Here is a 22,995-nt window from a genome sequence, read left to right on the forward strand (position 1 = left end):
CTCCTTCGGATGCCGTGAAGGGAGAGGTGAGGTGTCGTGAGGGGAGAGATGAGGTGTCGTGCGGGGCGGACGCGTCCCGCGGGCCCCTGACCGGTCCGCGGGACGCGGGTCTCAGGTTCTCGATTCGAGGCTGCGCCGCTGGAGCAGCACGGCCACGACGATGATCAGGCCCTTGGCGATCAGCTGGTCGCTGGTGTTGAGGCCGTTGAGGATGAAGAGGTTGGTGATCACGGTGAAGATCAGCAGGCCGAGGATGGACCCGATGATCGTGCCGCGTCCGCCGGTGAGCAGCGTGCCGCCGATGATGACGGCGGCGATCGCGTCCAGCTCGTACAGGTCTCCGTGGGTGGAGGAGCCGGTGGTGGTCCTGGCCATGATGAGCACGGCGGCGATGCCGCAGCACAGGCCGGACAGCGCGTACAGCATCAGGGTGTGGCGGCGCACGTCGATGCCGGCCAGCCGGGCCGCCTCGGGGTTGCCGCCGACCGCGTAGGTGCGGCGGCCGAAGGTCGTGCGGTTGAGCACGACCCAGCCGACGGCCACCACCAGGATGAAGATGTAGACCAGCACCGGCAGGCCGAGCACCCTGGTCGTGGACAGCTCCACGATCAGCTCGTTGCCCTGCTGGATGAGCTGGGTCTTACGGTCCGACATGCGCTGGGCCAGGCCGCGGGCGGCCACCAGCATGGCCAGCGTCGCGATGAACGGCACCATCCGCCCGTAGGAGATCAGCAGGCCGTTGACCAGTCCCGCGCCGGTGCCGACCAGCACCGCGCACAGGATCATCACGAACGGGCCGTAGGACTGGGTGGCCAGCGTCGTGGCCCAGACCGAGGCCAGCGCCATGAGCGCGCCGACCGACAGGTCGATGCCGCCACCGATGATCACGAAGGTCATGCCGACGGTGATCACACCGATGGTGGAGGCCAGCGACAGGATGTTGACCAGGTTGGAGGTGGTGGCGAAACTCTCCGGCTGGGTGATCAGGCCGACGATCGCCAGCAGCACCAGCGCCAGCACCAGGCCGAGGTGCCGGGCCTGGCCGAACCGGGCCAGCGGGCTCGGCGGCGCGGCGGGCTTGCGGGACTGCGCCTCGACGCGCAGGTGCTCGTCGGCGGGCGGTGCGTCGGGCGCCTCCGCGGAGGCCTGGTCGGCGGGGCGTGCCGGGTCCACCGGTTCCGCTCCCGCGGGAGATCTCTCGTGAGCCTTCGGCCCGCGGGCTTCGGTCACAGCGCGCTCCCCTCCATGATCATGTCGAGGACCTGGTGTTCGTCCAGGTCGTCGGCGGCGGACTGGTGGATGATCCGGCCCTCGCGGACGACCAGCACGCGGTCGGCCAGGCCGAGGACCTCGGGCACCTCACTGGAGACCAGCAGCACCCCGATGCCCTGGTCGGCCAGCTTTCTGATGACGGCGTACAGCTCCGCCCGCGCGCCCACGTCCACGCCGCGGGTGGGCTCGTCCAGCAGCAGCAGCTTGCGGTCGTCGACCAGCCACCGGGCCAGCACCGCCTTCTGCTGGTTGCCGCCGGACAGCGTCTTGACCGGGCGGTCGGGATCGCCGGGGCGGATGTCGAGGGTCTCGATCAGCGCGCGGGCCTCGGCGGCCTCGCGTCGCCGGTCGATCCAGCCGAACCGGGCGTACCTGCCGAGCCCGGCCAGAGTGATGTTGCGGGCGACGCTCTGGTCGAGCAGCAGCGCCTGCGCCTTGCGCTCCTCGGGGGCCAGGCCCATCCCGCGTCTGACCGTGTCCGCCGTGCCGCGCCGTACCGGGCGGCCTTCGAGCACGATCTTGCCGGAGGACCGGCGCGCGCCGTACACCGCCTCGATGATCTCCGAGCGGCCCGAGCCGACCAGCCCGGCCAGTCCCACGATCTCCCCCGCCCGGACCGTGAAGGAGACGTCACTGACGACTCCGGGCACGGTCAGCCCCTCCACCCGGAGCACCTCGGGCCCGGTGGCGGGTTCGGGGCGGCGGGGCGGGAAGACGTACTCGACGGTGCGGCCGGTCATCAGGGAGACGATCTCCGAGGTGGGCGTCTCCTTCGCCGGGAGGCCGACGGCGACGGTCCGGCCGTCCTTCAGGACGGTGACCCGGTCGCCGATCTCGCGGATCTCCTCCAGCCGGTGGGAGATGTAGACGACCGCGACCCCCTGGGCGGTCAGCTCGCGGACGATCCGGAAGAGGTTGGCGACCTCGTCGTGCGCCAGAGCGGCCGACGGCTCGTCCATGATGATCAGCCGGGTGTCGTGGGAGAGCGCCCTGGCCATGCTGACCACCTGCTTGGCGGCCGGCGACAGGCGGCCGACCTCGGTGGTCGGGCGGATCTCCGGGTGCCCGAGCCTGCCCATGAGCTCGCGGGTGGCCCGGTTGGCGTCGCTCTGGCGGATGAAGCCGAGCCGGCCGGGCTCGTGGCCGAGGAAGATGTTCTCGGCCACGCTCAGGCCGTCGACCAGGTCGAGCTCCTGGTAGATCGTGGAGACGCCGAGTTTGATCGCGGCGGTCGGGGTGACCAGGCGCACCTCCTCGCCGCCGAGGGTGATGACGCCCTCGTCGGGCTGGTGCGCACCGGCCAGGATCTTGATGAGCGTGGACTTGCCCGCGCCGTTCTGGCCGAGCAGGCAGTGCACCTCGCCGCGGCGCACCTCCAGGTCGACGCCGTCGAGCGCGCGGACGCCGGGGAACTGCTTGACGATCCCACGCATCAGCAGCAGAGGAGGGTCTGCGACCACGGAAGCCTCCGTCTCAACGTCCGGATTCGGAGCTGGTGATGCAGAAGCTAACTCTGTTCTGCCGCTTTGGGAAGACCTTTTATCGATGAGTCGACAGACTTTCGCCGAATTATGCAAAAGTCCTGGCCACGAAGAAGCCCCCCACCGCGTCGCGGTGAGGGGCTGGGCCGCGTGATCGGAACCCGCTGGTCAGCGCCCGGGAACCGGAACCGGGCGCTCAGGACCCGGGACCAGAACCCGGGGATCAGAACCCGGGGATCAGAACATCGCCTTCATGGACGCGCTCGCCTGCTCGCCGAGGGTCGTCGGGGTCAGGTACGGCTGCTCGGCCATGATGGCCTCCCAGTTGTCCCTGATGTCCTCGGCCGTGTGGCCCTCCTGCTTCCAGCCGGGCCCCTCGGCCACGAACACCCGCGCGACCCGGCCGGCGCCGACGCTGAAGACCTCGCCGGTGGTCTCGCAGGACTCGTGGGCCAGGAAGGTCACCAGGGTGCTGATCCGCTCGGGGGTGAACTTGGACTCGAACTCGGCCGGGAACAGCGCCTCGGTCATCCGGGTCCAGGCGATCGGGGCGATCGCGTTGGCCTTGATGCCCGCCCGTGCCCCCTCGATGGCCAGCGTCTTGGTCAGGCCGACCAGGCCCATCTTGGCCGTGGAGTAGTTGGCCTGGCCGAAGTTGCCGAACAGCCCGGCCGGCGAGGAGGTGTTGACGATCCGGCCGTAGCCCTGCTCCTTGAAGTAGGGGAAGGCCGCGTGGCTGACCAGGAACGAGCCGCGGACGTGCACCGCGAGGACGGCGTCGAACTCCTCGACCGTCATCTTGCCGAAGGACTTGTCACGCAGGATGCCCGCGTTGTTGATGACGATGTCGACCCGGCCGAAGGCGTCGATCGCGGACTGGACGATCGCCCGGGCGCCCTCGGGGGTGGCGACGTTGTCGGTGCTGGCGACCGCCTCGCCCCCGTTCTTGGTGATGAGCTCGACCACATCGGCGGCCGGTCCGGTGGACGCGCCGGTGCCGTCCAGGGCGCCCCCGAGGTCGTTGACGACCACCTTCGCCCCGCGCTCGGCCAGCGCCAGCGCGTGGGACCGGCCGAGACCGTGCCCGGCGCCGGTGACGACCGCGACCTTGCCGTCGAAACGCAGCTCTGACATCAGCGACCCTCTCCACGAGAATAAAGTTCTAGTCTGCTGAAGGATAACCTGCCCGCCCCTCCGAGGCCATGAGCCGGGGTGACGGGAGCCGCGATCGGACGCCAGGAGATTGGGACGTCGCGGATAGTGATCAGACGGGGATGTTCCTGCTAGGGTTTTTGACTCGCACCTGGCGTGGGTCCACGACGACGCACTTTCCAGTACGGCCCCGCCCACGATTCCGGGCTGGAGACCCCGCATGCCCCTTTCCCGACCGCTCCGCGTGGTTCAGTGGGCCACCGGCACCGTAGGCCGCTACGCGCTCCGCAACCTGATCACCCGGCCCGAGTTCGAGCTCGCCGGCGTGCTGGTCTACGACCCGGCCAAGGTGGGCAAGGACGCCGGGCAGATCGTCGGCCTGGCCGAGACCGGGGTGACCTGCACCGACGACGTCGAGCGGATCCTCGCCCTCGACGCCGACTGCGTGCTGCACATGCCCCTGCCTGCCTCCTACTTCGGCAACGACCACGCCAGCGACGTCGAGACGATCTGCTCCCTGCTCGCCTCGGGCAAGAACGTGATCACCACCACCGGCTTCGTCTATCCCAAGTGCTACGGCCCCGGCGTGGTGGAGCGCCTGGAGAGCGCCTGCCGGGCCGGGGGGACGTCCCTGCACGGCACCGGCATCAACCCCGGGTTCGTCAGCGACTTCCTCCCCCTCGCGCTGACCGGGCTGTCCAGCCGGATCGACCACCTGTACGTACGGGAGTCCTCCGACCTGAAGGGCCACCCCTCGCGGCAGATCGTGGTCGACCTGTTCGGCTTCACCCGCTCGGCCAAGGACTACGCCGCCGGCGTGCGCCCGTTCCGGGCCTTCCAGCGCTCGCTGTTCGCCGAGAGCGTCCAGTTCGTGGCCGACGCCCTCGGCGTCGCGCTGGACGAGGTCGAGGAGAGCGACGAGTTCGAGATCGCGTCCGAGGAGTTCGAGATCGCCGCGGGCGTGGTGCGTCCCGGCACGGTGTGCGCCTCCCGCTGGACGTTCTCCGGCCTGGTGCGCGGCCGGCCCTTCATGACCGTCGAGTGCGTCTACAAGGCCGACGCCACCAAGGTCCACCGCTGGACCGTCCCCGGCTTCACCATCCACATCGAGGGCGTCCCGGAGATGATGCTGAACATCCAGGAGATCTCCCATGGCCTGACCGGCGCCGCCTCCCACGCCGTCAACGCCATCCCCTCCGTCTGCGCCGCCCCGCCCGGCATCCGCACCCTCCTGGACCTGCCCCTGGCCACCGGCCGCGGCACCGTCCGCCTCGCCTGAAGGCCCCCGGGAGATGGTCTCCCGGGGGCCGGTGATCAGACGATCACGGGTGGGGCAGGAAGCGGCCGAAGCGGCCCCGGTGATAGAGGAGGGGACGGGTGGCGGGGCCGAGGCGGGTCTCGTTGACCAGGCCCACGACGAGGAAGTGGTCGCCGATCTCGATGGTGGAGTGGGGCGTGCAGACGAGGTTGGCGGACACGTCGCTCAGCAGGGGGGTGCCCAGGGTCCCCGGCCGCCAGCGGGTGGGGGCGGCGAAGCGGTCGACGCCCTTGCGGGCGAACCTCGCGGCCAGGTCGGCCTGGTCCGCGGTCAGGATGTTGACCGCGAAGCGGTCGGCCCGGCTCAGCCAGGGCCAGGTGGTCGAGCTCCGGTCGACGTAGAAGGAGACCAGGGGCGGATCCAGGCTGACCGAGGAGAACGAGGTGGCGGTCAGCCCGACCGGTACCCCCTCGGTCTGCGCTGTGACCACCACGACGCCCGCGGCGTGGACCGCGAGTGCGCGTCGATAGCCCTCGGCGTCCACCCCGGACGCGATCCCGCCACCCACCGTGCCGGCGTCCGCCCCGGACGCGATCCCGCCGCCCACCGTGCCGGCGTCCGCCCGGGACCGGATCGCACCGCCTGCCACGCCGTCGTCCGTCCCGGACCGGATCCTGCCGTCAACCGTGCCGTCGTCCGTCCCGGACCGGATCCCACCGGCTGCCAGGTCCGCCCTGCCGGGCAGGGTCTCCGTCATGTCCTCACCTTCGCCTTCTCCGACTCGCCGAGCACCGCGGCCACCTGCGGGGCGACCCTGTCGGCCCAGGCGGACAGGATCTGCTCCGGTTGCGGGATCTGGGATTCGAGCAGGACCAGGCCGGGGGTCGCCACGGTGGCGCCCAGCTCGACCAGGAGCGGCCGCAGGTGCACCTCGACCGCGAGCGAGTGGGCGGAGTCGCCCATGACCAGCAGCGGCAGCGCCACGATCCCGGTCAGCGCGCCGGAGGGCAGCCTGTCGAGGAAGACCTTGAGCAGGCCGGTGTAGGTGCCCTTGTAGGTGGGGCTGGCCACCACCAGGACGCCGGCCCCGGTGACCAGCTCCAGGGCCACCTCCACGCCCGCGGACGGGCCGGGGGCCAGCAGGTGCGGTCCGAGCGCCGCCAGGTCCACGATCTCGTGGGACCCGCCGTACCCGATCCGCCGCCCGACCTCCGCGGCCGCGGCCACGGCCGCGGTCCGCGTCCTGGAGCCCTCACGGGGGTTGCCGACCAGCGTCACGATGGAGCCGGCCGATCCGCCGCCCGTCGGAGCTCCGGCGTCCTGCCGCGCATCGTCCTGCCGTACATCGTCCTGTCGCGCGTCGTCCTGCCGCGCGTCGGTCACCGGAGTGCTCATGACGCCACCACCGCGTCCAGCTCCCCGTCCCGCGCGGACGCGGCGTAGCGGGAGGCCGGGCGGGCCAGCCCGTAGTTCTCGCGCAGCGTGCGGCCCTCGTACTCCCTCCGGAACAGGCCCCTGATCTGCAGTTCCGGCACGACGTGGTCGACGAAGTCCTCCAGTCCGCCCGGCAGGATCGGCGGCATGATGTTGAAGCCGTCGGCGGCGCCGTTCTCGAACCAGAACTGGATCTCGTCGGCGATCTGCTCGGGGGTGCCGGCCACGACCCGGTGCCCGCGTCCGCCGGCCAGGCGGCCGAGGAGCCGGCGCACGGTCAGGTTCTCCCGGCGGGCGAGGTCGATGACGAGCTTGCGGCGGCTCTGCGCCCCCTCCGTCTCGACGGAGACCTCGGGCAGCGGCCGGTCCAGGTCGTCGTGCGACAGCTCGATGCCGGTCATGTGGGACAGCTGGGCCAGGCCGTACGCCGGGATGATCAGGTCCTCCAGCTCCTTCTCCAGCCGGAGCGCCTCGCGCTCGGTGGAGCCGATGATCGGCGAGATGCCGGGCAGGACCAGCAGCTCATCGGGGTTCCTGCCGTACCGGGCCATGCGGCCCTTGAGGTCGGCGTAGAACTCCTGGCCCTCGGCCAGCGTCTGCTGCGCGGTGAAGACCGCCTCGGCGAAGCGGGCGGCGAACTCCTTGCCGTCCTCCGACGATCCGGCCTGCACCAGCAGCGGGTGGCCCTGCGGCGCGCGGGAGGTGTTGAGGGGCCCGCGGACCCGGAAGTGGGCGCCGTCGTGGTCGAGCGGGTGGATCCTTCCGGCGTCGGCGTACAGCCCCGCGCGGCGGTCGCCGACGACGGCGTCGTCCTCCCAGCTGTCCCAGAGCTTGGTGACGACCTCCAGGAACTCGGTGGCCCGCGCGTAGCGGTCGGCGTGCGCCGGGCGCTCGATGCCGAAGTTGCGGGCCTCGGCCTCGCTGGCGGAGGTGACGATGTTCCAGCCGGCCCGGCCGCCGCTGATGTGGTCCAGCGAGGCGAACTTGCGGGCGACGTGGAAGGGCTCGTTGTAGGTGGTGGAGACGGTGGCGATCAGGCCGATGTGGTCGGTGACCGTGGCCAGCGCCGACAGCAGGGTCAGCGGCTCCAGCCCGCCGAGCGCGTTGTGCCGGACGTCGCCCTGCAGGGCCAGGCCGTCGGCGAGGAAGAGCGAGTCGAGCCTGCCCCGCTCGGCGATCCTGGCCAGCTGCTGGTAGTGCCGCACGTCGGTGAGCCGGGCCGGCTCGGTGCGCGGGTGGCGCCAGGCGGCCTCGTGATGGCCGACGCCCATCAGGAAGGCGTTCAGGTGAAGGGTACGGGTGGTCATCAGGAGGTCCTCCACGTCGAGAAGCGGCGCTCCACGCTGAGCAGGAGCAGGTTGAACAGCAGGCCGAGAGCGGAGATCGTGATGATCCCGGCGTACATGTCGGGGATGCGGAAGCTGAACTGGGCGTCCTGGATGAGATAGCCGAGACCGGCCTTGGCCCCGACCATCTCGGCGAAGATCAGCACGAGGATCGAGTAGGCGCCGGCCAGCCGGATGCCGGTGAAGATGGTCGGCACCGCCGCCGGAAGGATCACCTTCTGGAACAGCCGGACGGGTCCGAGCCCCATCGACCGGGCCGACTTGATCAGCAGCGGCTCCACGGTCTTCACTCCGCTGACCGTGTTGAGCAGGATCGGCCAGGCGCAGGCGTAGAACACGAAGACGATCTTCGAGGTCTCCCCCAGGCCGAAGATCAGGATGAAGACCGGCAGCAGGGCCACCGCCGAGGTGTTGCGGAACAGCTCAAGCACCGGGCTGAGGAAGTCGGCCACCGGCCGGTACCAGCCGATGGCCAGGCCCAGCGGGATCGCCAGCACGATGGCCAGGCCGAAGCCGGACAGCGAGCGGATCAGCGAGGCCTGGAAGTGCTCCGGCAGCTGCCCGGCGAGCAGCATGTCGTACCAGGCGACCAGGATCTCCGACAGCGGCGGCACGAACACCGCGTCCACCGCCCCGACGCGGGGCAGCACCTCCCAGAGCCCGGCCAGCAGCACCAGCGCCAGCGACCGCTTGACCACCGTGGCCAGCCGCGAGGCGACCGGGGTCCGCCGCCTGCCGGCGACCTTGAAGAAGTTGGTGGCCCTGTCGTCGTCGGTGGGGGCGTCCCCCCGCGGCGCCGCCGAGGGCGCCGCCGCGGGCTTCGCCTCGCCCGCCTCCTCCCGGGCCGCGGTCAGGGTGGTCTCGTCAGCCAATGGTCCGCTCCTGCTCCTGAGCCGCGGCGACCTCGTCGCGCAGCAGGGTCCAGATGTGATGGCGGTACTCGCCGAAACGGGGGTCGGCGCGCAGGTCGCCCTCGCGCGAGTCGAACGCGATGTCCAGGACCCGCTTGATCCGGCCCGGCCGGGAGGTCATCACCGCGACCCGCTGGCCCAGATAGACGGCCTCGTCGATGCCGTGGGTGATGAACACGATCGTCTTGTTCGTCTTCTCCCAGATGCGCAGCAGCTCCTCCTGGAGGGACTCCCGGGTCTGGGCGTCGAGCGCGGCGAACGGCTCGTCCATCAGCAGCACGTCCGGGTCGAAGGCCAGGCTGCGGGCGATGGCCACGCGCTGGCGCATGCCGCCCGACAGCTCGTGCGGATAGCGGTGCTCGAAGCCGTCCAGCCCGACCAGGTCCAGGTAGTGGCGGGCCCGCTCGCGGCGCTCGCGCTTGGGTACGGCCTTCGCCTCCAGGCCGAACTCGATGTTGGCCAGGGCCGTGCGCCAGGGGAACAGGGCGTACTGCTGGAAGACGATCCCCCGGTCCAGGCCGGGGCCGTCGATCGGCGTGCCGTCGATGAGGAGTTCGCCGCTGGTCGGCGAGGTGAGGCCGGCGATCAGGTCGAGCAGGGTGGACTTGCCGCAGCCGCTGGGGCCGACCAGGGTGAGGAACTCCCCTTCGCGCACGTCCAGGCTGACGTCCTGGACCGCGGTGAACGGCCGGTCGGATCCCCGGATCTGGAAGACCTTGCCGACGTTGCGGATCCCGATCTTCACCGGCTTCGCGGAGGGTTCGCCGGCTTCGGCGACGCTCTCCTCCAGGAGGTTCTGTTCGGCGGTCTGCAGGCTCACGAGGTGCTCCCGTTCTTGAAGGGGTTGAACTCGTTGGTGAAGAGGTCCTCCGTCTTGACCTGGCCGGGCTTGATCTCGCCCTCGCCCTCCAGCCAGTCCACCCAGGTCTGGAACTCCTTGGCGTCGATCACGCCGCCCTTGTTGGCCACGCCGCTGCTCTTCCAGAACTCGATGGCCGAGGCGTCCTCGTTGCGCCCGCGCGCGGCGATGATCTTCTTGTACTCGGCGATCACTTCCTCGCGGGAGTGGGTCTGGGTCCACTCGATCGCCTTGGCGTAGGCCTCGACGAACTTCCCGGTCGTCTGCGGGTTCTCCTCGATGAACCGCTTGGTGAGCACGACGCTGCCGGCGGTGAAGGGGCCGAGCAGGTCGATGTCCTTGAACAGCGGGGTGATGCCGCCGCGCTCCAGCGCCTTGTCACGCAGGATGCCGGACAGCGCGGCCACGTCGATCTGCCCCTGCCGCAGGGCCTGCTCGGTGTTGACCGGCGGCACGACCACCAGCTCGACCTTCTCGATCTCCGCGGGCGTCAGGCCGCCGCGCTTGAGGTACTCCTTGAGCACGGCCTCCAGGTGGGCGCCGAGGGTGTTGACCCCGATCTTCTTGCCGATCAGGTCGCGCGGGCCCTTGATGGGCGAGCCCTCGGTGACGTAGTAGCCGATGTAGCTGTCCTCGTCACTGCCGTAGTAGCCGATCACGGCCCTGATCGGGGCCTTGGCCGCGGCGAGCTTGATGATGGCGCCGTTGAACGCGCCGCCGAAGTCGGTCTGGCCGGTGGCGGCGGCCTGGATGTCCTGCGGCCCGGAGATGGTGTTGCCGATCCACTTGAGCTTGATGGGCGCGAGATAGCCCAGGTGCTCGGCCAGCTCGGGGAAGGTGACGGCGCCGACGCTGCCCTGGTAGCGGAGTTCGGTGACCTCCGGGCCGTCCGGCTTCGCGGACCCGGAGGCCGAGCCGCACGCGGTGAGCGAACTCACCAGGAGCACGGAGAGGAGGGCATGTCTGATTCTGATCACGGAAGTGGTCCTCGTGGAGGCAGGGCATGCTCACGCGCCCCCTTGCCGGAGGCGGGCACACCGGAGATGAACGGTTTTTCGCGAAGGGAGCGTGGGCGCCGTCGGCCACGCGGAGAGAAGGCGCGAGGGTTCACGACGCGGCGGGAGTCCGGCCGCGCACCCTCGCCGGAGTACGGCGGAGGTCAGTGATCCGCGATCAACGACACTGAGCGCTGACGACGCGGCAGAAGTCCACGTGTGCGCACCGGGTCAGGTAAAGGCCCATGTCCATGAAGGTACGGCCGCCCGCCCACTAAGTCAATATTTCCTACTTGTTTTAAAGGAAAATGCCGCGCGAGCACCCCGGACCCCTTCCGGCGTCCGGGGTCCGGCGGCTACGCGGGGTACCAGAGGTCGGGCTCGCCCGGAATGCGGCGGAGGCGGTCGCGGGCCTCCAGCCAGACCAGGTGGGCCAGGGTCTCGTTGTTGGCCGCCCGGCGCATGAACGACGGGATGGTCTCCCACGGCCGCGACCACGTCAGCCTGGTCGCCGTGTCCCAGCAGGTGATCCCGTCCGCCGCCCGGACGGCCGTCTCGATCTCGGCCAGCCGTTCCTCGTGGTGGGCCATCACGTGGTCGACCCGCTCGGCCAGCTCCAGGAACCGGTACTCGTGGGCGGGCAGCACCTCGTCCACGTCGAACTTCCGCACCGCCGCCAGCGCGTCGAGATAGTCGGCCAGCGGGTTGGGCGCGGACTGCGGGTGCACGGCCACGATCGGCGTGATCTTCGCCAGCACGTGGTCTCCGGAGAACAGCAGGCGCCGTTCGGGCTCGACGAAGCACAGGTGACCCGGCGAGTGACCGGGCGTCCAGATCGCCCGCAGGTCCCAGCCCGGCAGGCCGAGACGGTCGCCGTCCTCGATGAGCCGGTCGGGCTTGGCCATGGTCACGTAGTGCCGGATCATCATCGAGGCCCCGGCCAGCTCGTCCAGCGTCTCCCGGGGGACTCCCGAGCGCACCAGCAGCGTGCGCTCCTGCGCCACCAGCGCGTCCACCGCGTCGTCGTCGTAGCGGTCGCGCAGCAGGCGCGAGTCGGCCGGGTGCAGCCCGATCCAGGCGCCGGAGACCTCGCGGATGCGTCCGGCCAGCCCGTAGTGGTCGGGGTGGATGTGGGTGACCAGGACCGCCTTGACGTCGGTCATCTCGTATCCGGCGATCTTCAGTCCCGCGGCCAGCGCGCCGTACGCCTCCTCGGTGTTCCAGCCGGCGTCCACGATCGCCACCCCGTCGGGCAACTCCAGGGCGTAGACCAGCACGTACCGCAGCGGGATGGCCGGCAGCGGCACCGGGATCGACCACAGACCGGGCCTGACCCGCTCCACTTCGGGGAACCCCCCGCTCCTCCAGGCCTCCCGCTGCGCCTCGCTGGCCGGCGTCACCATGGTCATCCCCGAACTCCCTTCGACGCCCCTGATTGTGCCCCCTGTACCGAATCATGTTCTACTCGGGGCCCGCGTACCGTGGGTTCATGAAGCTGGGAAACGAGATCGCCGGCGACGGACGTTTCGTCCGCCAGCCCAACCGGTTCACCGCCCGCATCGAGGACGGCGGCGAGCACCCGCCCGAGCCCGGCCGTTACCAGATATACGCCTCCTACGCCTGCCCGTGGGCGCAGCGCTCGCTGATCGTGCGCGAGCTGCTCGGCCTCCAGGACGTCATCGGGGTGACCATCGTCGACCCGATCAGGGACGAGCGGGGCTGGCGCATGCCCGGCGGCGACCCGGCGACCGGGGCGGAGTATCTCTCGGAGCTCTATCTGGCCAGCGATCCCGACTATCAGGGCCGCTACACCGTGCCCGCCGTCTGGGACCGTACGGCCAAGCGCCTGGCCACCAACGACTATCCGCAGATCACCCTCACCCTGGAGACCGCCTTCCGGCCCTGGCACGCCGAGGGCGCCCCCGACCTCTATCCGGCCGCGCTCCGCGAGGAGATCGACGAGCTGAACGACACCATCTTCCACGGGCTCAACAACGGGGTCTACAAGGCCGGGTTCGCCACCTCCCAGGACGCCTACGACGAGGCGGTGACCAGGGTCTTCGCGACGCTCGACATGCTGGAGGAGCGGCTCTCGGGCCGGGCCCGCCTGCACGGCGACGCGCTCACCGAGAGCGACGTGCGGCTCTACACCACGCTCGTCCGGTTCGACTCCGTCTACTACTCCCACTTCAAGTGCTCGATCCGCCGCCTGGTCGACTATCCGGCGCTGTGGGCCTACGCCCGGCGGCTGTACGCGATCCCCGGCTTCCGCGACACCACCGACTTCGACCAGATCAAACGGCACTACTTCATCACCCAGACCAACATCAACCCCACCGGGATCGTGCCAAAGGGCCCGGAGCTGGACTGGACGGCTCCCTGACCTCCGGGACATGAAAGTTTCATCGGACAAATCGGACATCCAGCTGGTCGAACGAGCAGCGTAGAGGTCGGATCGTTGACGGTTCGGCAACCCGCTGGAAACAATCGGCGCACTCAAGCGTGGGAGCGCTCCCACGTCCCGCGTCACCTTCCAGAAGGACCCCCCGTGCTCAGACCGCCCTCCTGGTTCAATCTGACCCTGGCGGCCGCCGTCTCGGCCGCCGCGGTCGCGCTGACCCCGTCCCCCGCCGTGGCGGAGGGACCCGAGCAGATCGTCAACGGCACCTTCGACACCGGTACGGCTCCGTGGTGGAGCACCGCCAACACCACGCTGGAGGTCGCCGACGGGCGGCTCTGCGCCGACGTGCCGGGCGGCACCGCCAACCCCTGGGACGTCATCGTCGGCCAGAACGACATCGCCCTGGTCAAGGACGAGACGTACGAGTTCTCGTTCTTCGGCGTCGCCAACCCCGGCCGGGTCGCCAGAGCGCTGATCCAGCTCCCGGTGGATCCGTGGACCCAGTTCCTGGCGGTCAACCCCGAGCTGAGCGTGTCCGGCAACGACTACTCGTACACGTTCACCTCTCCCGTGGACCTGCCGAACGCCCAGGTGGCCTTCCAGGTCGGCGGGAGCGCGACCCCCTGGAGGTTCTGCGTGGACAACGTCTCTCTCAAGGGAGGCGCCGAACCCGACGTCTACGTCCCCGACACCGGCCCCCGCGTCCGGGTGAACATGGTCGGCTATCTGCCGACCGGCCCGAAGAACGCCACCCTGGTGACGGAGAAGACCGACCCCGTCGCCTGGAAGCTCCAGCGCGAGGGGCAGACCGTCGCCAAGGGCGAGACCGTCCCGCGCGGCGTCGACGCCAGCTCCGGCCAGAACGTGCACTCGATCGACTTCGGCTCGGTCAAGGCCCCCGGGACCGGCTACACGCTGGAGGCCGACGGCGAGACCAGCCGTCCGTTCGACATCGGCGCCGACCTCTACGACGAGCTGAAGACCGACGCGCTGAAGTTCTACTACACCCAGCGCAGCGGCATCGAGATCCTCGACAGCCTGCGCCCGGGGTACGGCAGGCCCGCCGGCCACGTGGGCGTCGCGCCCAACCAGGGCGACATCGAGGTGCCGTGCCAGCCCGGTGTCTGCGACTACACGCTCGACGTCAGGGGCGGCTGGTACGACGCGGGCGACCACGGCAAGTACGTGGTCAACGGCGGCATCTCCGTCCACCAGGTCATGTCCACCTTCGAGCGCGCCAAGGCCGACGGCACGCACAAGGACGGGGACCTGAACATCCCCGAGAGCGGCAACGGCGTGCCCGACATCCTCGACGAGGCCCGCTGGGAGCAGGAGTTCCTGCTGAGCATGCAGGTCCCCGACGGCAGGCCGCACGCCGGGATGGTCCACCACAAGATCCACGACGCCGCGTGGACCGGGCTGCCGCTCATGCCGCACCTGGACCCGCAGAAGCGCGAGCTGCACCCGGTCTCCACCGCCGCCACCCTCAACCTGGCCGCCACCGCGGCCCAGGCGGCCCGGCTGTTCGCGCCCTACGACCCCGAGTTCGCCGCCAGGAACCTCGCGGCGGCGAAGAGGGCGTGGGCGGCGGCCAAGGCCGACCCGGCCCGCTACGCCGACCCGGCCGACGGCACGGGCGGCGGCGCCTACCCCGACAACGACGTGACCGACGAGTTCTACTGGGCCGCCGCGGAGCTCTACATCACCACCGGTGACAAGGAGTTCAGGGACTACGTCCTGGCCTCCCCGCACCACACCGCCGACATCTGGCGCGAGCGGGGCTTCGACTGGGGCAACACCGCCCAGCTGGGCCGGCTCCAGCTGGCGACCGTGCCCAACGCCCTGCCCGACCGGGCCCGGGTGCGGCAGTCGGTGCTGGAGGGCGCGGACAAGTACCTGGCGATCCAGCAGGCCCACCCGTACGGCCTGCCGTACAACCCGCCGGACTTCGACTGGGGCTCCAACAACCTGATCCTGAACAACATGGTCGTGATGGCCGTGGCGCACGACATCAGCGGCCAGGCCAAGTACCGCAACGGGGTGCTGGAGGGGCTCGACTACATCTTCGGCCGCAACGCGCTCAACCAGTCCTACGTGACCGGCTACGGCGAGGTCGCCTCGAAGAACCAGCACAGCCGCTGGTACGCCCGCCAGCTCGACCCCTCCCTGCCCAACCCCCCGAAGGGCACCCTGTCCGGCGGCCCCAACTCCGCCATCCAGGACCCGGTGGCCCAGGCCAAGCTCCGCGGCTGCGAGCCCCAGTTCTGCTACATCGACGACATCGAGTCGTGGTCGACCAACGAGCTGACCATCAACTGGAACTCCCCGCTGGCGTGGATCGCCTCCTTCGTCGCCGACCCGGTCCCCACGGGCGTGTGCAAGGTGACCTACACCAACCACGGCCAGTGGCCCGACGGGTTCAACACCCAGATCACCATCACCAACACCGGCAAGAAGCCCATCGAGGGCTGGACCCTGAAGTGGTCCTTCCTCGGCGGGCAGAAGGTCCGCAGGCACTGGAACGCCGAGCTGTCCCAGGACGGCGCGACCGTCACCGCCGAGAACCTGGGGTGGAACCGGGTCATCAAGCCCGGCGGCTCGGTCACCCTCGGCTTCCTGGGCTCCGAGGCCCCCGGCCCCAACCCCAAGCCGGAGCGCTTCCTGCTCAACGGCACCCTGTGCAAGTGACCCTGTGACCGGGGCGGCCGCTCTCCTCCAGTGGCCGCCCCTCCCGGCGCCGTCCCCCGTTCTCCTGTCGGGGGGCGGCGCCTTTCGCCTGACGCGTATATCTACCTAAGTCTGTAAATTTCCTGACTTGCTCATATGTCAGGCGCATCTGTAGCACCATGGCTGCCTTACTCGCACCTGTAACCGATGGGGCTGGAGGTTCCAATGGTGTGGAGAAGAACGAGCGCCGTACTGACCGCGGGTCTCGCGCTGGCGGCCGTCCTGCCGCCGGGACCGGCGGCGGGGGCGACGGGGACCGCCGCCGAGTTGCTGAAGAATCCCGGCTTCGAGGGTGAGCACAGCACCGTGGCCTCCGGCTGGCGGCCCAACTCCTGGGGCTCCCCCGCGCCCAAGGCGCGCTTCGCGCCGGAGACGGAGCAGGCGCACGGGGGCCGGCGGGCCCAGCGCTTCCAGGTCGAGGCCGAGCCCTCCCGGGTCCACCTCGTCCAGGCCCACCGGTTCACCGCCGGGCGGACCTACCGCGCCTCCGCGTGGGTGAAGGCCGTCTCCCCGGTCACCGTCACCCTTCAAGTGCGCAGCGACGACTTCAAGAAGGACTTCTACCAGGCCTTCGCAGTCCACACGACGCGGGTGGGCACGCAGTGGCAGCGGATCGAGGCCGTCGGGACGGCCCCGCACGACCTGTCCGGCTCCTTCCGGATCTTCCTCGGCGGGACCGGCACCGTCCTGGTGGACGACGCGAGCCTGACCGAGGTCTCCGCCGCCGGGTCCCCCGACCTGCGCCCCGCCTCCGGCCCGGTGCCGGCCGACTACTTCGGAATGCACCTGCTGTGCCGCGGCTGCTACGGCGACAGCTGGCCGTCGGTCGGGTTCGGCCTGTGGCGGATGTGGGACAACGGGGTGCGCTGGCGCGACCTCGAACCCCGCAGGGGCAAGTGGGACTTCAAGATGATGGACTACTTCGTGAAGTCCGCGACCGACAACCGCGTCTCCGTGCTGTACACCCTCGGCATGCCTCCCTCCTGGGCCGCCTCCAACCAGAAGGAGGGCGCCTACGGGCCGGGGAGCGCGGCGATGCCGGAGAAGATCGACGACTGGCGACGCTACGTCCGGACGGTGGCCGAGCGCTACAGGGGCCGCATCCAGATGTACGAGATGTGGAACGAGCCCGACTACGCCAAGTTCTGGAACGGCACCCCCGCCCAGCTCGCCGAGCTGACCAGGGTGGCCGCCGAGGAGATCGGCAGGGCCGACCCCGCCGCGAAGATCGTCTCTCCCGGCATCACGACCAACGGCCTGAACTGGCTCGACCAGTACCTCGCCGCCGGGGCCGGCGAGCACCTGGACGTCGTCGGCTCGCACATCTACTTCGGCCTGCGCCCGGAGAGCGTGCTGTCCCGGGTCAGGAACGTGCGCGGCGTCATGAAGGCGCACGGCCTGGACAAGCTGCCGCTGCGCGTCACCGAGGGAGCGCCGCTCGGCCGCGCCTCCTCCGGCACGGCCGCGGGCGCGGTCTCGCGCGCCCTGGTGCTGTTCTGGGCGTACGGCGTCTCCGGCTTCGACTGGTACACCTGGGACCGCCACGGGGAGCAGGTCCTCGACCTGGCAGAGGCGGACAACCGCACGCCCTCGGCGGCCGGCCGCGCCTACGCCAGGACCGCCACCTGGCTGCGCGGGGCCCGGATGACCGGCCACACGGTGGACGGCGCGGGCACGCACGTGGTCACGCTCACCCGCTCCGGCGGCTCCGCCGCGCGGCTGGTCTGGAACGAGCGCGCCGTCACGACCTTCAAGATCCCCGCGGACTGGCGCGTCACCCGCTGGCAGCCGCTGTCCGGGGGCTCCCGCACCGCCTCGCCCACCGCGATCAACGTGGACGGCAGGCCGGTCCTGCTGGAGAGCGCCGGGTAACGAGTCGGTTCCGGGACGCGCCCACCGTTGTCCTGTTGCGACATATACCTCTATAACCCTCTTTCAGAGCAAAAAGGGGGATGTCGTGCAGGAATCCGGAAAGTGGCGCAGAACCGTACGCCTGGTCGCGGCCGTGCTCGGCGGGGCCGTGATCGCCGGGATCGTCGTCGGCGTCGTGGCCCGTGTGCTGATGCGCGCCATCCTGCTCGTCCTCGACATGCCGACCTCCTTCACGGTGGGCGGCACGGTGGCGATCCTCGTCGCCTTCGCCGTGCTCGCCGTACCGGCCGCCGCGACCGCGACCGCACGGCCCGCGATCAGGCACGCGGGCCGGTGGGCGACGGCGGCGGTGACCGGATGGGGAGCCGCGCAGAACGGGATCGCCGACGCCAAGGCGCTGCTGCTGGCCGACGACAGCCAGCTGCCGCTCCTCGGGGTGCTGACCGTGGCCTTCGCGGCGGCGGTGGTGGCCCACGGCCGGCTCGCGCAGTACGTGACGGGCCGGCTCGCCGGCCCGGCCGCGACCGGCGCGCGGACGGCCCCGCTCGCGGAGACCGCCCCGGCCTCATGAGCGCCGGCTCCGCCGTACCCGGAGATCGAAAGGGCGCCGGGGCGGTCCGCGGGGAGCCATAAACTGGCGTCCGTGATCGAGGACATCTGGATCGACCCCGCCGTCAGCGCGCTCAGGCCGGACTTCGCGGTGCTGGCCATGGGGGTGTACGGCCTGCGCAACGGCCCGACCGACGACAGGTCCCGCGCCTGGCTGGCCGCCGCGGCGCAGGACGCCGTGGCGGGCGACCACCCGAAGGTCGAGGCGTGGCGGGAGGCCTACCGGGCGTTCGGGGCCAAGCCGCAGCGGACCAGGCCCTCGGTGGACGCGCTGGTGCGGCGGATGCCGCTGCCCGAGATCAACCTGGTGGTCGACGCCTACAACACGATCAGCGTCCGGCACGGGCTGCCGATCGGCGGCGAGGACCTGGCGCACTACGAGGGCACGGCCCGGCTGGTCCGCGCGGGCGGGGACGAGACGTTCGAGGTGATCGACAAGGGCGAGCCCGCGGTCGACCACCCGGAGATCGGCGAAGTGGTCTGGCGCGACGACCGGGGCGTCACCTGCCGCCGGTGGAACTGGCGGCAGTGCGTGCGGACCCGGATCACCGAGGAGACCGTGGACGCGCTGTTCCTGCTGGAGCGGCTGGAGCCCATGTCCCTTGAGGAGCTGAAGGCGGCCGGCGAGGAGCTGACCGCCCTGCTGGAGCAGATCACCCCCGGCATCCGGGTGGAGTCCGGGATCGTCTCCGCCTCCTGAGCGGGTCTGCGTGCCACCCGGGCAGACGGGCGGTCATTCCCCGGTCCGGGCGGATGATCACCCTGCCCGGTGTGCGATCGATCACATCTATCCGCGGTGACCGTGCCCTCACCCGCTGGATAGACCCCCGGGGGAGACCGTTTTGAGGGGTTCTGAGAGGATCGGGCGGTGAGCTGCGGCCAGACGGGCGCAGGTCCGGGTCCAGGAGAGTAGCCTTGGACAGGTTCTCTATCATCAACGCCGATCTGCGGAAGAGGGCGATTTCCGCCGTGTCGTCTGAGTCGTCGCGGACAAACCCGCTGGCAGCCTTTGGTCAAAACGAATGGCTTGTCGACGAGCTGTACCAGAAGTACCTCCAGGATCCCGAGTCCGTGGACCGCGCCTGGTGGAACTTCTTCGCTGATTACACCCCTGATTCCGGGTCCGGCAGAGCCGCGGCCCAGGGGGCGGCCACCGCCGCGCCCCCGACACCCGCCACGGCCCCGGCAACTCCGGACGCCGCGACGACCACCACCCCCGCGCCGAAGGCCGAGCAGGCCCCGGCGGACAAGCCCAAGCAGGAGACCCAGTTGCCCGCCGGTGCCGAGGAAGTCCGACTCCGAGGGGCGGCCGCCAGAACGGCCGCCAACATGGAGTCCAGCCTCGTGGTGCCGACGGCGACCAGCGTGCGCGCCGTCCCGGCGAAGCTGCTCATCGACAACCGCATCGTGATCAACAACCACCTGTCGCGCGGGCGCGGCGGGAAGGTGTCGTTCACCCACATCATCGGCTACGCGGTCGTCAAGGCCCTCAAGGCCCTGCCGGAGATGAACCACTCCTACGCCGAGATCGACGGCAAGCCCGTGCTGGTCAAGCCCGAGCACGTCAACCTCGGCCTGGCCATCGACATCCAGAAGGGCGACACCCGCCAGCTCCTGGTGCCCTCGATCAAGGCCACCGAGGAGATGGACTTCCGCCAGTTCTGGATCGCGTACGAGGACGTCGTGCGCAAGGCCAGGGGCGGCAAGCTCGGCGTCGACGACTTCTCCGGCACCACGATCTCCCTGACCAACCCGGGCACGATCGGCACCGTCCACTCGGTGCCGCGCCTGATGCAGGGCCAGGGCACGATCATCGGCGTCGGCGCGATGGAGTACCCCGCCGAGTACCAGGGCGCCTCCCCCGACACGCTCGCCCGCCTGGCGGTCAGCAAGGTCATGACGCTCACCAGCACCTACGACCACCGGATCATCCAGGGCGCCCAGTCGGGCGACTTCCTGCGCCAGATCCACCGGCTGCTGCTGGGTGAGGACGGCTTCTACGACGAGATCTTCGAAGCGCTCCGGATCCCCTACGAGCCGATCCGCTGGGTCCAGGACATCTCGACCACGCACGACGACGACGTGGCCAAGTCCGCCCGGGTGCTCGAGCTGATCCACGCCTTCCGGGTCCGCGGTCACCTGATGGCCGACACCGACCCGCTCGAGTACAAGCAGCGCAAGCACCCCGACCTCGACATCAAGTCGCACGGGCTGACCCTGTGGGACCTGGAGCGCGAGTTCGCCACCGGCGGCTTCGGCGGCCGCCCGCTGATGAAGCTGCGCGAGATCCTCGGCGTGCTGCGCGACTCCTACTGCCGCACCATCGGCGTGGAGTACATGCACATCCAGAACCCCGAGGAGCGGGCCTGGATCCAGGCGCGGGTGGAGCGCCCGCACGCCAAGCCCGACCGCGAGGAGCAGCTGCGCATCCTGGAGCGGCTCAACACCGCCGAGGCGTTCGAGACGTTCCTGCAGACCAAGTTCGTCGGCCAGAAGCGCTTCTCGCTGGAGGGCGGAGAGTCGCTGATCCCGTTGGTCGACTCGGTGCTGTGCGCCGCGGCCGAGGAGGATCTCGACGAGGCCGTCATCGGCATGGCCCACCGCGGCCGCCTCAACGTGCTGGCCAACATCGTGGGCAAGTCCTACGGCCAGATCTTCGGCGAGTTCGAGGGCAACATCGACCCGCGCACGGCGCACGGCTCCGGTGACGTGAAGTACCACCTGGGCGCCACCGGCGACTTCGTCTCGCCCAGCGGGTCCAAGCTCAAGGCGTCGGTCGTGGCCAACCCGTCCCACCTGGAGACGGTCGACCCGGTCCTGGAGGGCGTCGTCCGCGCCAAGCAGGACCTGCTGGAGCGCGGCGAGGAGGGCTTCTCGGTCCTGCCCGTGCTCATCCACGGCGACGCGGCCTTCGCCGGCCAGGGCGTGGTGGCCGAGACGCTGAACCTGTCGCAGCTGCGCGGCTACCGCACCGGCGGCACCGTGCACATCGTGGTCAACAACCAGGTCGGCTTCACCACCTCGCCGGCCTCCTCGCGCAGCTCCGTCTACGCCACCGACGTGGCCCGGATGATCCAGGCCCCGATCTTCCACGTCAACGGGGACGACCCCGAGGCCGTGGTCCGGGTCGGCCGCCTGGCCTTCGAGTACCGCCAGGCGTTCCGCAAGGACGTCGTGATCGACCTCATCTGCTACCGCCGCCGCGGTCACAACGAGGCCGACAACCCCAGCTTCACCCAGCCGCTGATGTACGACCTGATCGACGCCAAGCGGTCCACCCGCAAGCTCTACACCGAGGCGCTGATCGGCCGCGGCGACATCACGGTCGAGGAGGCCGAGAGCGCGCTGCGCGACTACCAGGCCAAGCTGGAGAACGCCTTCTCCGAGACCCGCGGGGCGACCAGGGAGCCGACCGGCGAGTTCCAGCGCCCGACCGACGCCGAGGTCGTGCCCTGGTCCCACGAGGACACCCCGACGGGCATCTCCGAGGAGACCATCAAGCGGATCGTGGAGACCCAGCTCAACCTGCCGGAGGGCTTCACCGTCCACCCGCGTCTGCTCCCGGTCATCCAGCGCCGCGGCCAGATGGTCACCGAGGACCGCATCGACTGGGGCATGGGCGAGACCCTGGCCTTCGGCTCGCTGCTGATCGACGGCCACCCGGTCCGCCTGGTCGGCCAGGACTCCCGGCGCGGCACCTTCGTCCAGCGGCACGCGGTGCTGGTCGACCGGGTCACCGGCGCCGAGCACACCCCGCTCAAGACCTTCAACCAGGGCACCACGAAGTTCTACGTCTACGACTCGCTGCTCAGCGAGTACGCCGCGCTCGGTTTCGAGTACGGCTACAGCGTGGAGCGCCCCGACGCCCTGGTCTGCTGGGAGGCGCAGTTCGGCGACTTCGTCAACGGCGCCCAGTCCGTCATCGACGAGTACATCACCGCGGGCGAGCAGAAGTGGGGCCAGCGCTCCGGCGTCACCCTGCTGCTGCCGCACGGCTACGAGGGCCAGGGCCCGGACCACTCCTCGGCCCGCATCGAGCGCTTCCTGCAGATGTGCGCCCAGGACAACATGACCGTGGCCCAGCCGACCCTGCCGGCGAACTACTTCCACCTGCTGCGCTGGCAGACCAAGTCCAACCGGCACCGTCCGCTGGTGGTCTTCACGCCCAAGTCGCTGCTGCGGCACAAGGCTGCGGTCTCGGCGGTCAGCGAGTTCACCTCGGGCTCGTTCAAGCCGATCATCGGTGACACCACGGTCAACCCGGCGGAGGTCCGCAAGGTCGTCCTGTGCTCCGGCAAGATCTACTACGATCTCGCCGCGGCCCGTGACGCCCGGGGCCGCACCGACGTGGCGATCGTCCGCCTGGAGCGGATCTACCCGTTCCCGGCCAACCCCCTGGCGGCCGAGCTGTCCCGCTACGGCGACGGCATCGAGCTGATCTGGGCGCAGGACGAGCCGGCCAACATGGGCCCGTGGCCGTTCCTGACGCTCAGGCTGGCCGAGAAGCCCGACAGCTTCGGCGGCCGTCCGATCAGGCGGGTCTCCCGCAAGGCCAACTCCTCGCCCGCGACGGGTTCGCACTCCGCGCACGAGGTCGAGCTGCAGCAGATCCTCGACGAGGTCTACGCCTGATCCCGTACCACCCCGGAAGTCCCCCACAGGAACATCTGTGGGGGAC

General features: G+C 70.3%; 17 protein-coding genes. 7 read left to right on the forward strand and 10 right to left on the reverse strand.

Annotated features, from left to right (window positions below):
- Window positions 1-111: 111 nt before the first annotated feature.
- The 3 genes from Psi01_RS33355 to Psi01_RS33365 all read right to left on the reverse strand — a co-directional run bounded on the left by Psi01_RS33355 (window position 112) and on the right by Psi01_RS33365 (window position 3,887).
- A complete protein-coding gene (locus Psi01_RS33355) occupies window positions 112-1,173 on the reverse strand; it encodes an ABC transporter permease (protein WP_204068128.1) in 1,062 nt (353 codons plus the stop codon).
- A 53-nt stretch (window positions 1,174-1,226) separates the two neighbouring features.
- Window positions 1,227-2,732 (reverse strand): sugar ABC transporter ATP-binding protein, encoded by a 1,506-nt coding sequence (locus Psi01_RS33360; RefSeq protein ID WP_239128216.1) that lies wholly within the window; start codon window positions 2,730-2,732, stop codon window positions 1,227-1,229.
- A gap of 258 nt (window positions 2,733-2,990) precedes the next feature.
- Window positions 2,991-3,887: an SDR family oxidoreductase gene (locus tag Psi01_RS33365; RefSeq protein ID WP_204068129.1), complete on the reverse strand. Its 897-nt coding sequence runs from the start codon at window positions 3,885-3,887 to the stop codon at window positions 2,991-2,993.
- A gap of 238 nt (window positions 3,888-4,125) precedes the next feature.
- Here Psi01_RS33365 and Psi01_RS33370 point away from each other — a divergent pair, with 238 nt between their 5' ends.
- Window positions 4,126-5,184 carry an NAD(P)H-dependent amine dehydrogenase family protein gene (locus Psi01_RS33370; RefSeq protein ID WP_204068130.1) on the forward strand — a complete coding sequence of 353 codons (1,059 nt, stop codon included), beginning with the start codon at window positions 4,126-4,128 and terminating at the stop codon, window positions 5,182-5,184.
- A gap of 43 nt (window positions 5,185-5,227) precedes the next feature.
- Here the strand turns inward: Psi01_RS33370 and Psi01_RS33375 are convergent, their stop codons facing one another.
- From Psi01_RS33375 to Psi01_RS33405, 7 genes are all read right to left on the reverse strand, one after another.
- Entirely contained in the window at window positions 5,228-5,731 is a 504-nt protein-coding gene (locus Psi01_RS33375) for a flavin reductase family protein (protein ID WP_239128226.1), read from the reverse strand.
- 185 nt (window positions 5,732-5,916) lie between these two features.
- On the reverse strand, window positions 5,917-6,558 hold the full coding sequence (locus Psi01_RS33380) for an NADPH-dependent FMN reductase (RefSeq protein ID WP_204068132.1): 642 nt from the start codon (window positions 6,556-6,558) through the stop codon (window positions 5,917-5,919).
- The gene (locus Psi01_RS33385; protein ID WP_204068133.1) at window positions 6,555-7,904 is read right to left on the reverse strand and encodes an LLM class flavin-dependent oxidoreductase; all 1,350 of its coding nucleotides are present in this window, start codon (window positions 7,902-7,904) and stop codon (window positions 6,555-6,557) included. The genes Psi01_RS33380 and Psi01_RS33385 overlap by 4 nt, the downstream gene beginning before the upstream one ends.
- Window positions 7,904-8,815, reverse strand: coding sequence for an ABC transporter permease (locus tag Psi01_RS33390; RefSeq protein WP_239128217.1), 912 nt, complete (start codon window positions 8,813-8,815; stop codon window positions 7,904-7,906). The genes Psi01_RS33385 and Psi01_RS33390 overlap by 1 nt, the downstream gene beginning before the upstream one ends.
- Window positions 8,808-9,599, reverse strand: coding sequence for an ABC transporter ATP-binding protein (locus Psi01_RS33395; protein WP_204068189.1), 792 nt, complete (start codon window positions 9,597-9,599; stop codon window positions 8,808-8,810). The genes Psi01_RS33390 and Psi01_RS33395 overlap by 8 nt, the downstream gene beginning before the upstream one ends.
- A gap of 71 nt (window positions 9,600-9,670) precedes the next feature.
- On the reverse strand, window positions 9,671-10,660 hold the full coding sequence (locus Psi01_RS33400) for an ABC transporter substrate-binding protein (RefSeq protein ID WP_239128218.1): 990 nt from the start codon (window positions 10,658-10,660) through the stop codon (window positions 9,671-9,673).
- A gap of 404 nt (window positions 10,661-11,064) precedes the next feature.
- On the reverse strand, window positions 11,065-12,117 hold the full coding sequence (locus tag Psi01_RS33405) for an MBL fold metallo-hydrolase (protein ID WP_239128219.1): 1,053 nt from the start codon (window positions 12,115-12,117) through the stop codon (window positions 11,065-11,067).
- Window positions 12,118-12,197: 80 nt separating this feature from the next.
- On the opposite strand from Psi01_RS33405, the gene Psi01_RS33410 reads away from it, so the two are divergent.
- From Psi01_RS33410 to Psi01_RS33435, 6 genes are all read left to right on the forward strand, one after another.
- Window positions 12,198-13,091: a glutathione S-transferase family protein gene (locus tag Psi01_RS33410; protein ID WP_204068135.1), complete on the forward strand. Its 894-nt coding sequence runs from the start codon at window positions 12,198-12,200 to the stop codon at window positions 13,089-13,091.
- A 165-nt stretch (window positions 13,092-13,256) separates the two neighbouring features.
- Window positions 13,257-15,797 (forward strand): glycoside hydrolase family 9 protein, encoded by a 2,541-nt coding sequence (locus Psi01_RS33415; protein ID WP_204068136.1) that lies wholly within the window; start codon window positions 13,257-13,259, stop codon window positions 15,795-15,797.
- Window positions 15,798-16,001: 204 nt separating this feature from the next.
- The gene (locus Psi01_RS33420; protein WP_204068137.1) at window positions 16,002-17,708 is read left to right on the forward strand and encodes a carbohydrate binding domain-containing protein; all 1,707 of its coding nucleotides are present in this window, start codon (window positions 16,002-16,004) and stop codon (window positions 17,706-17,708) included.
- Between the two features lie 85 nt (window positions 17,709-17,793).
- Window positions 17,794-18,279 carry a hypothetical protein gene (locus tag Psi01_RS33425; protein ID WP_204068138.1) on the forward strand — a complete coding sequence of 162 codons (486 nt, stop codon included), beginning with the start codon at window positions 17,794-17,796 and terminating at the stop codon, window positions 18,277-18,279.
- A gap of 72 nt (window positions 18,280-18,351) precedes the next feature.
- Window positions 18,352-19,017, forward strand: a complete 666-nt coding sequence (locus Psi01_RS33430; RefSeq protein ID WP_204068139.1) for a B3/B4 domain-containing protein — start codon at window positions 18,352-18,354, stop codon at window positions 19,015-19,017.
- A 269-nt stretch (window positions 19,018-19,286) separates the two neighbouring features.
- Window positions 19,287-22,949 (forward strand): multifunctional oxoglutarate decarboxylase/oxoglutarate dehydrogenase thiamine pyrophosphate-binding subunit/dihydrolipoyllysine-residue succinyltransferase subunit, encoded by a 3,663-nt coding sequence (locus Psi01_RS33435; protein ID WP_204068140.1) that lies wholly within the window; start codon window positions 19,287-19,289, stop codon window positions 22,947-22,949.
- The last annotated feature ends 46 nt before the right edge of the window (window positions 22,950-22,995 follow it).

Source organism: Paraplanobispora siamensis (assembly GCF_016863175.1).
Classification (GTDB): Bacteria; Actinomycetota; Actinomycetes; order Streptosporangiales; family Streptosporangiaceae; genus Planobispora; species Planobispora siamensis.

What these genes read in the sequence shown, in the direction of transcription:
- Psi01_RS33365 (WP_204068129.1), bottom strand. Translation starts at nt 3,887, where the DNA reads ATGTCAGAGCTGCGTTTCGACGGCAAGGTCGCGGTCGTCACCGGCGCC.
- Psi01_RS33370 (WP_204068130.1), top strand. Translation starts at nt 4,126, where the DNA reads ATGCCCCTTTCCCGACCGCTCCGCGTGGTTCAGTGGGCCACCGGCACC.
- Psi01_RS33380 (WP_204068132.1), bottom strand. Translation starts at nt 6,558, where the DNA reads ATGAGCACTCCGGTGACCGACGCGCGGCAGGACGACGCGCGACAGGAC.
- Psi01_RS33385 (WP_204068133.1), bottom strand. Translation starts at nt 7,904, where the DNA reads ATGACCACCCGTACCCTTCACCTGAACGCCTTCCTGATGGGCGTCGGC.
- Psi01_RS33405 (WP_239128219.1), bottom strand. Translation starts at nt 12,117, where the DNA reads ATGACCATGGTGACGCCGGCCAGCGAGGCGCAGCGGGAGGCCTGGAGG.
- Psi01_RS33410 (WP_204068135.1), top strand. Translation starts at nt 12,198, where the DNA reads ATGAAGCTGGGAAACGAGATCGCCGGCGACGGACGTTTCGTCCGCCAG.
- Psi01_RS33420 (WP_204068137.1), top strand. Translation starts at nt 16,002, where the DNA reads ATGGTGTGGAGAAGAACGAGCGCCGTACTGACCGCGGGTCTCGCGCTG.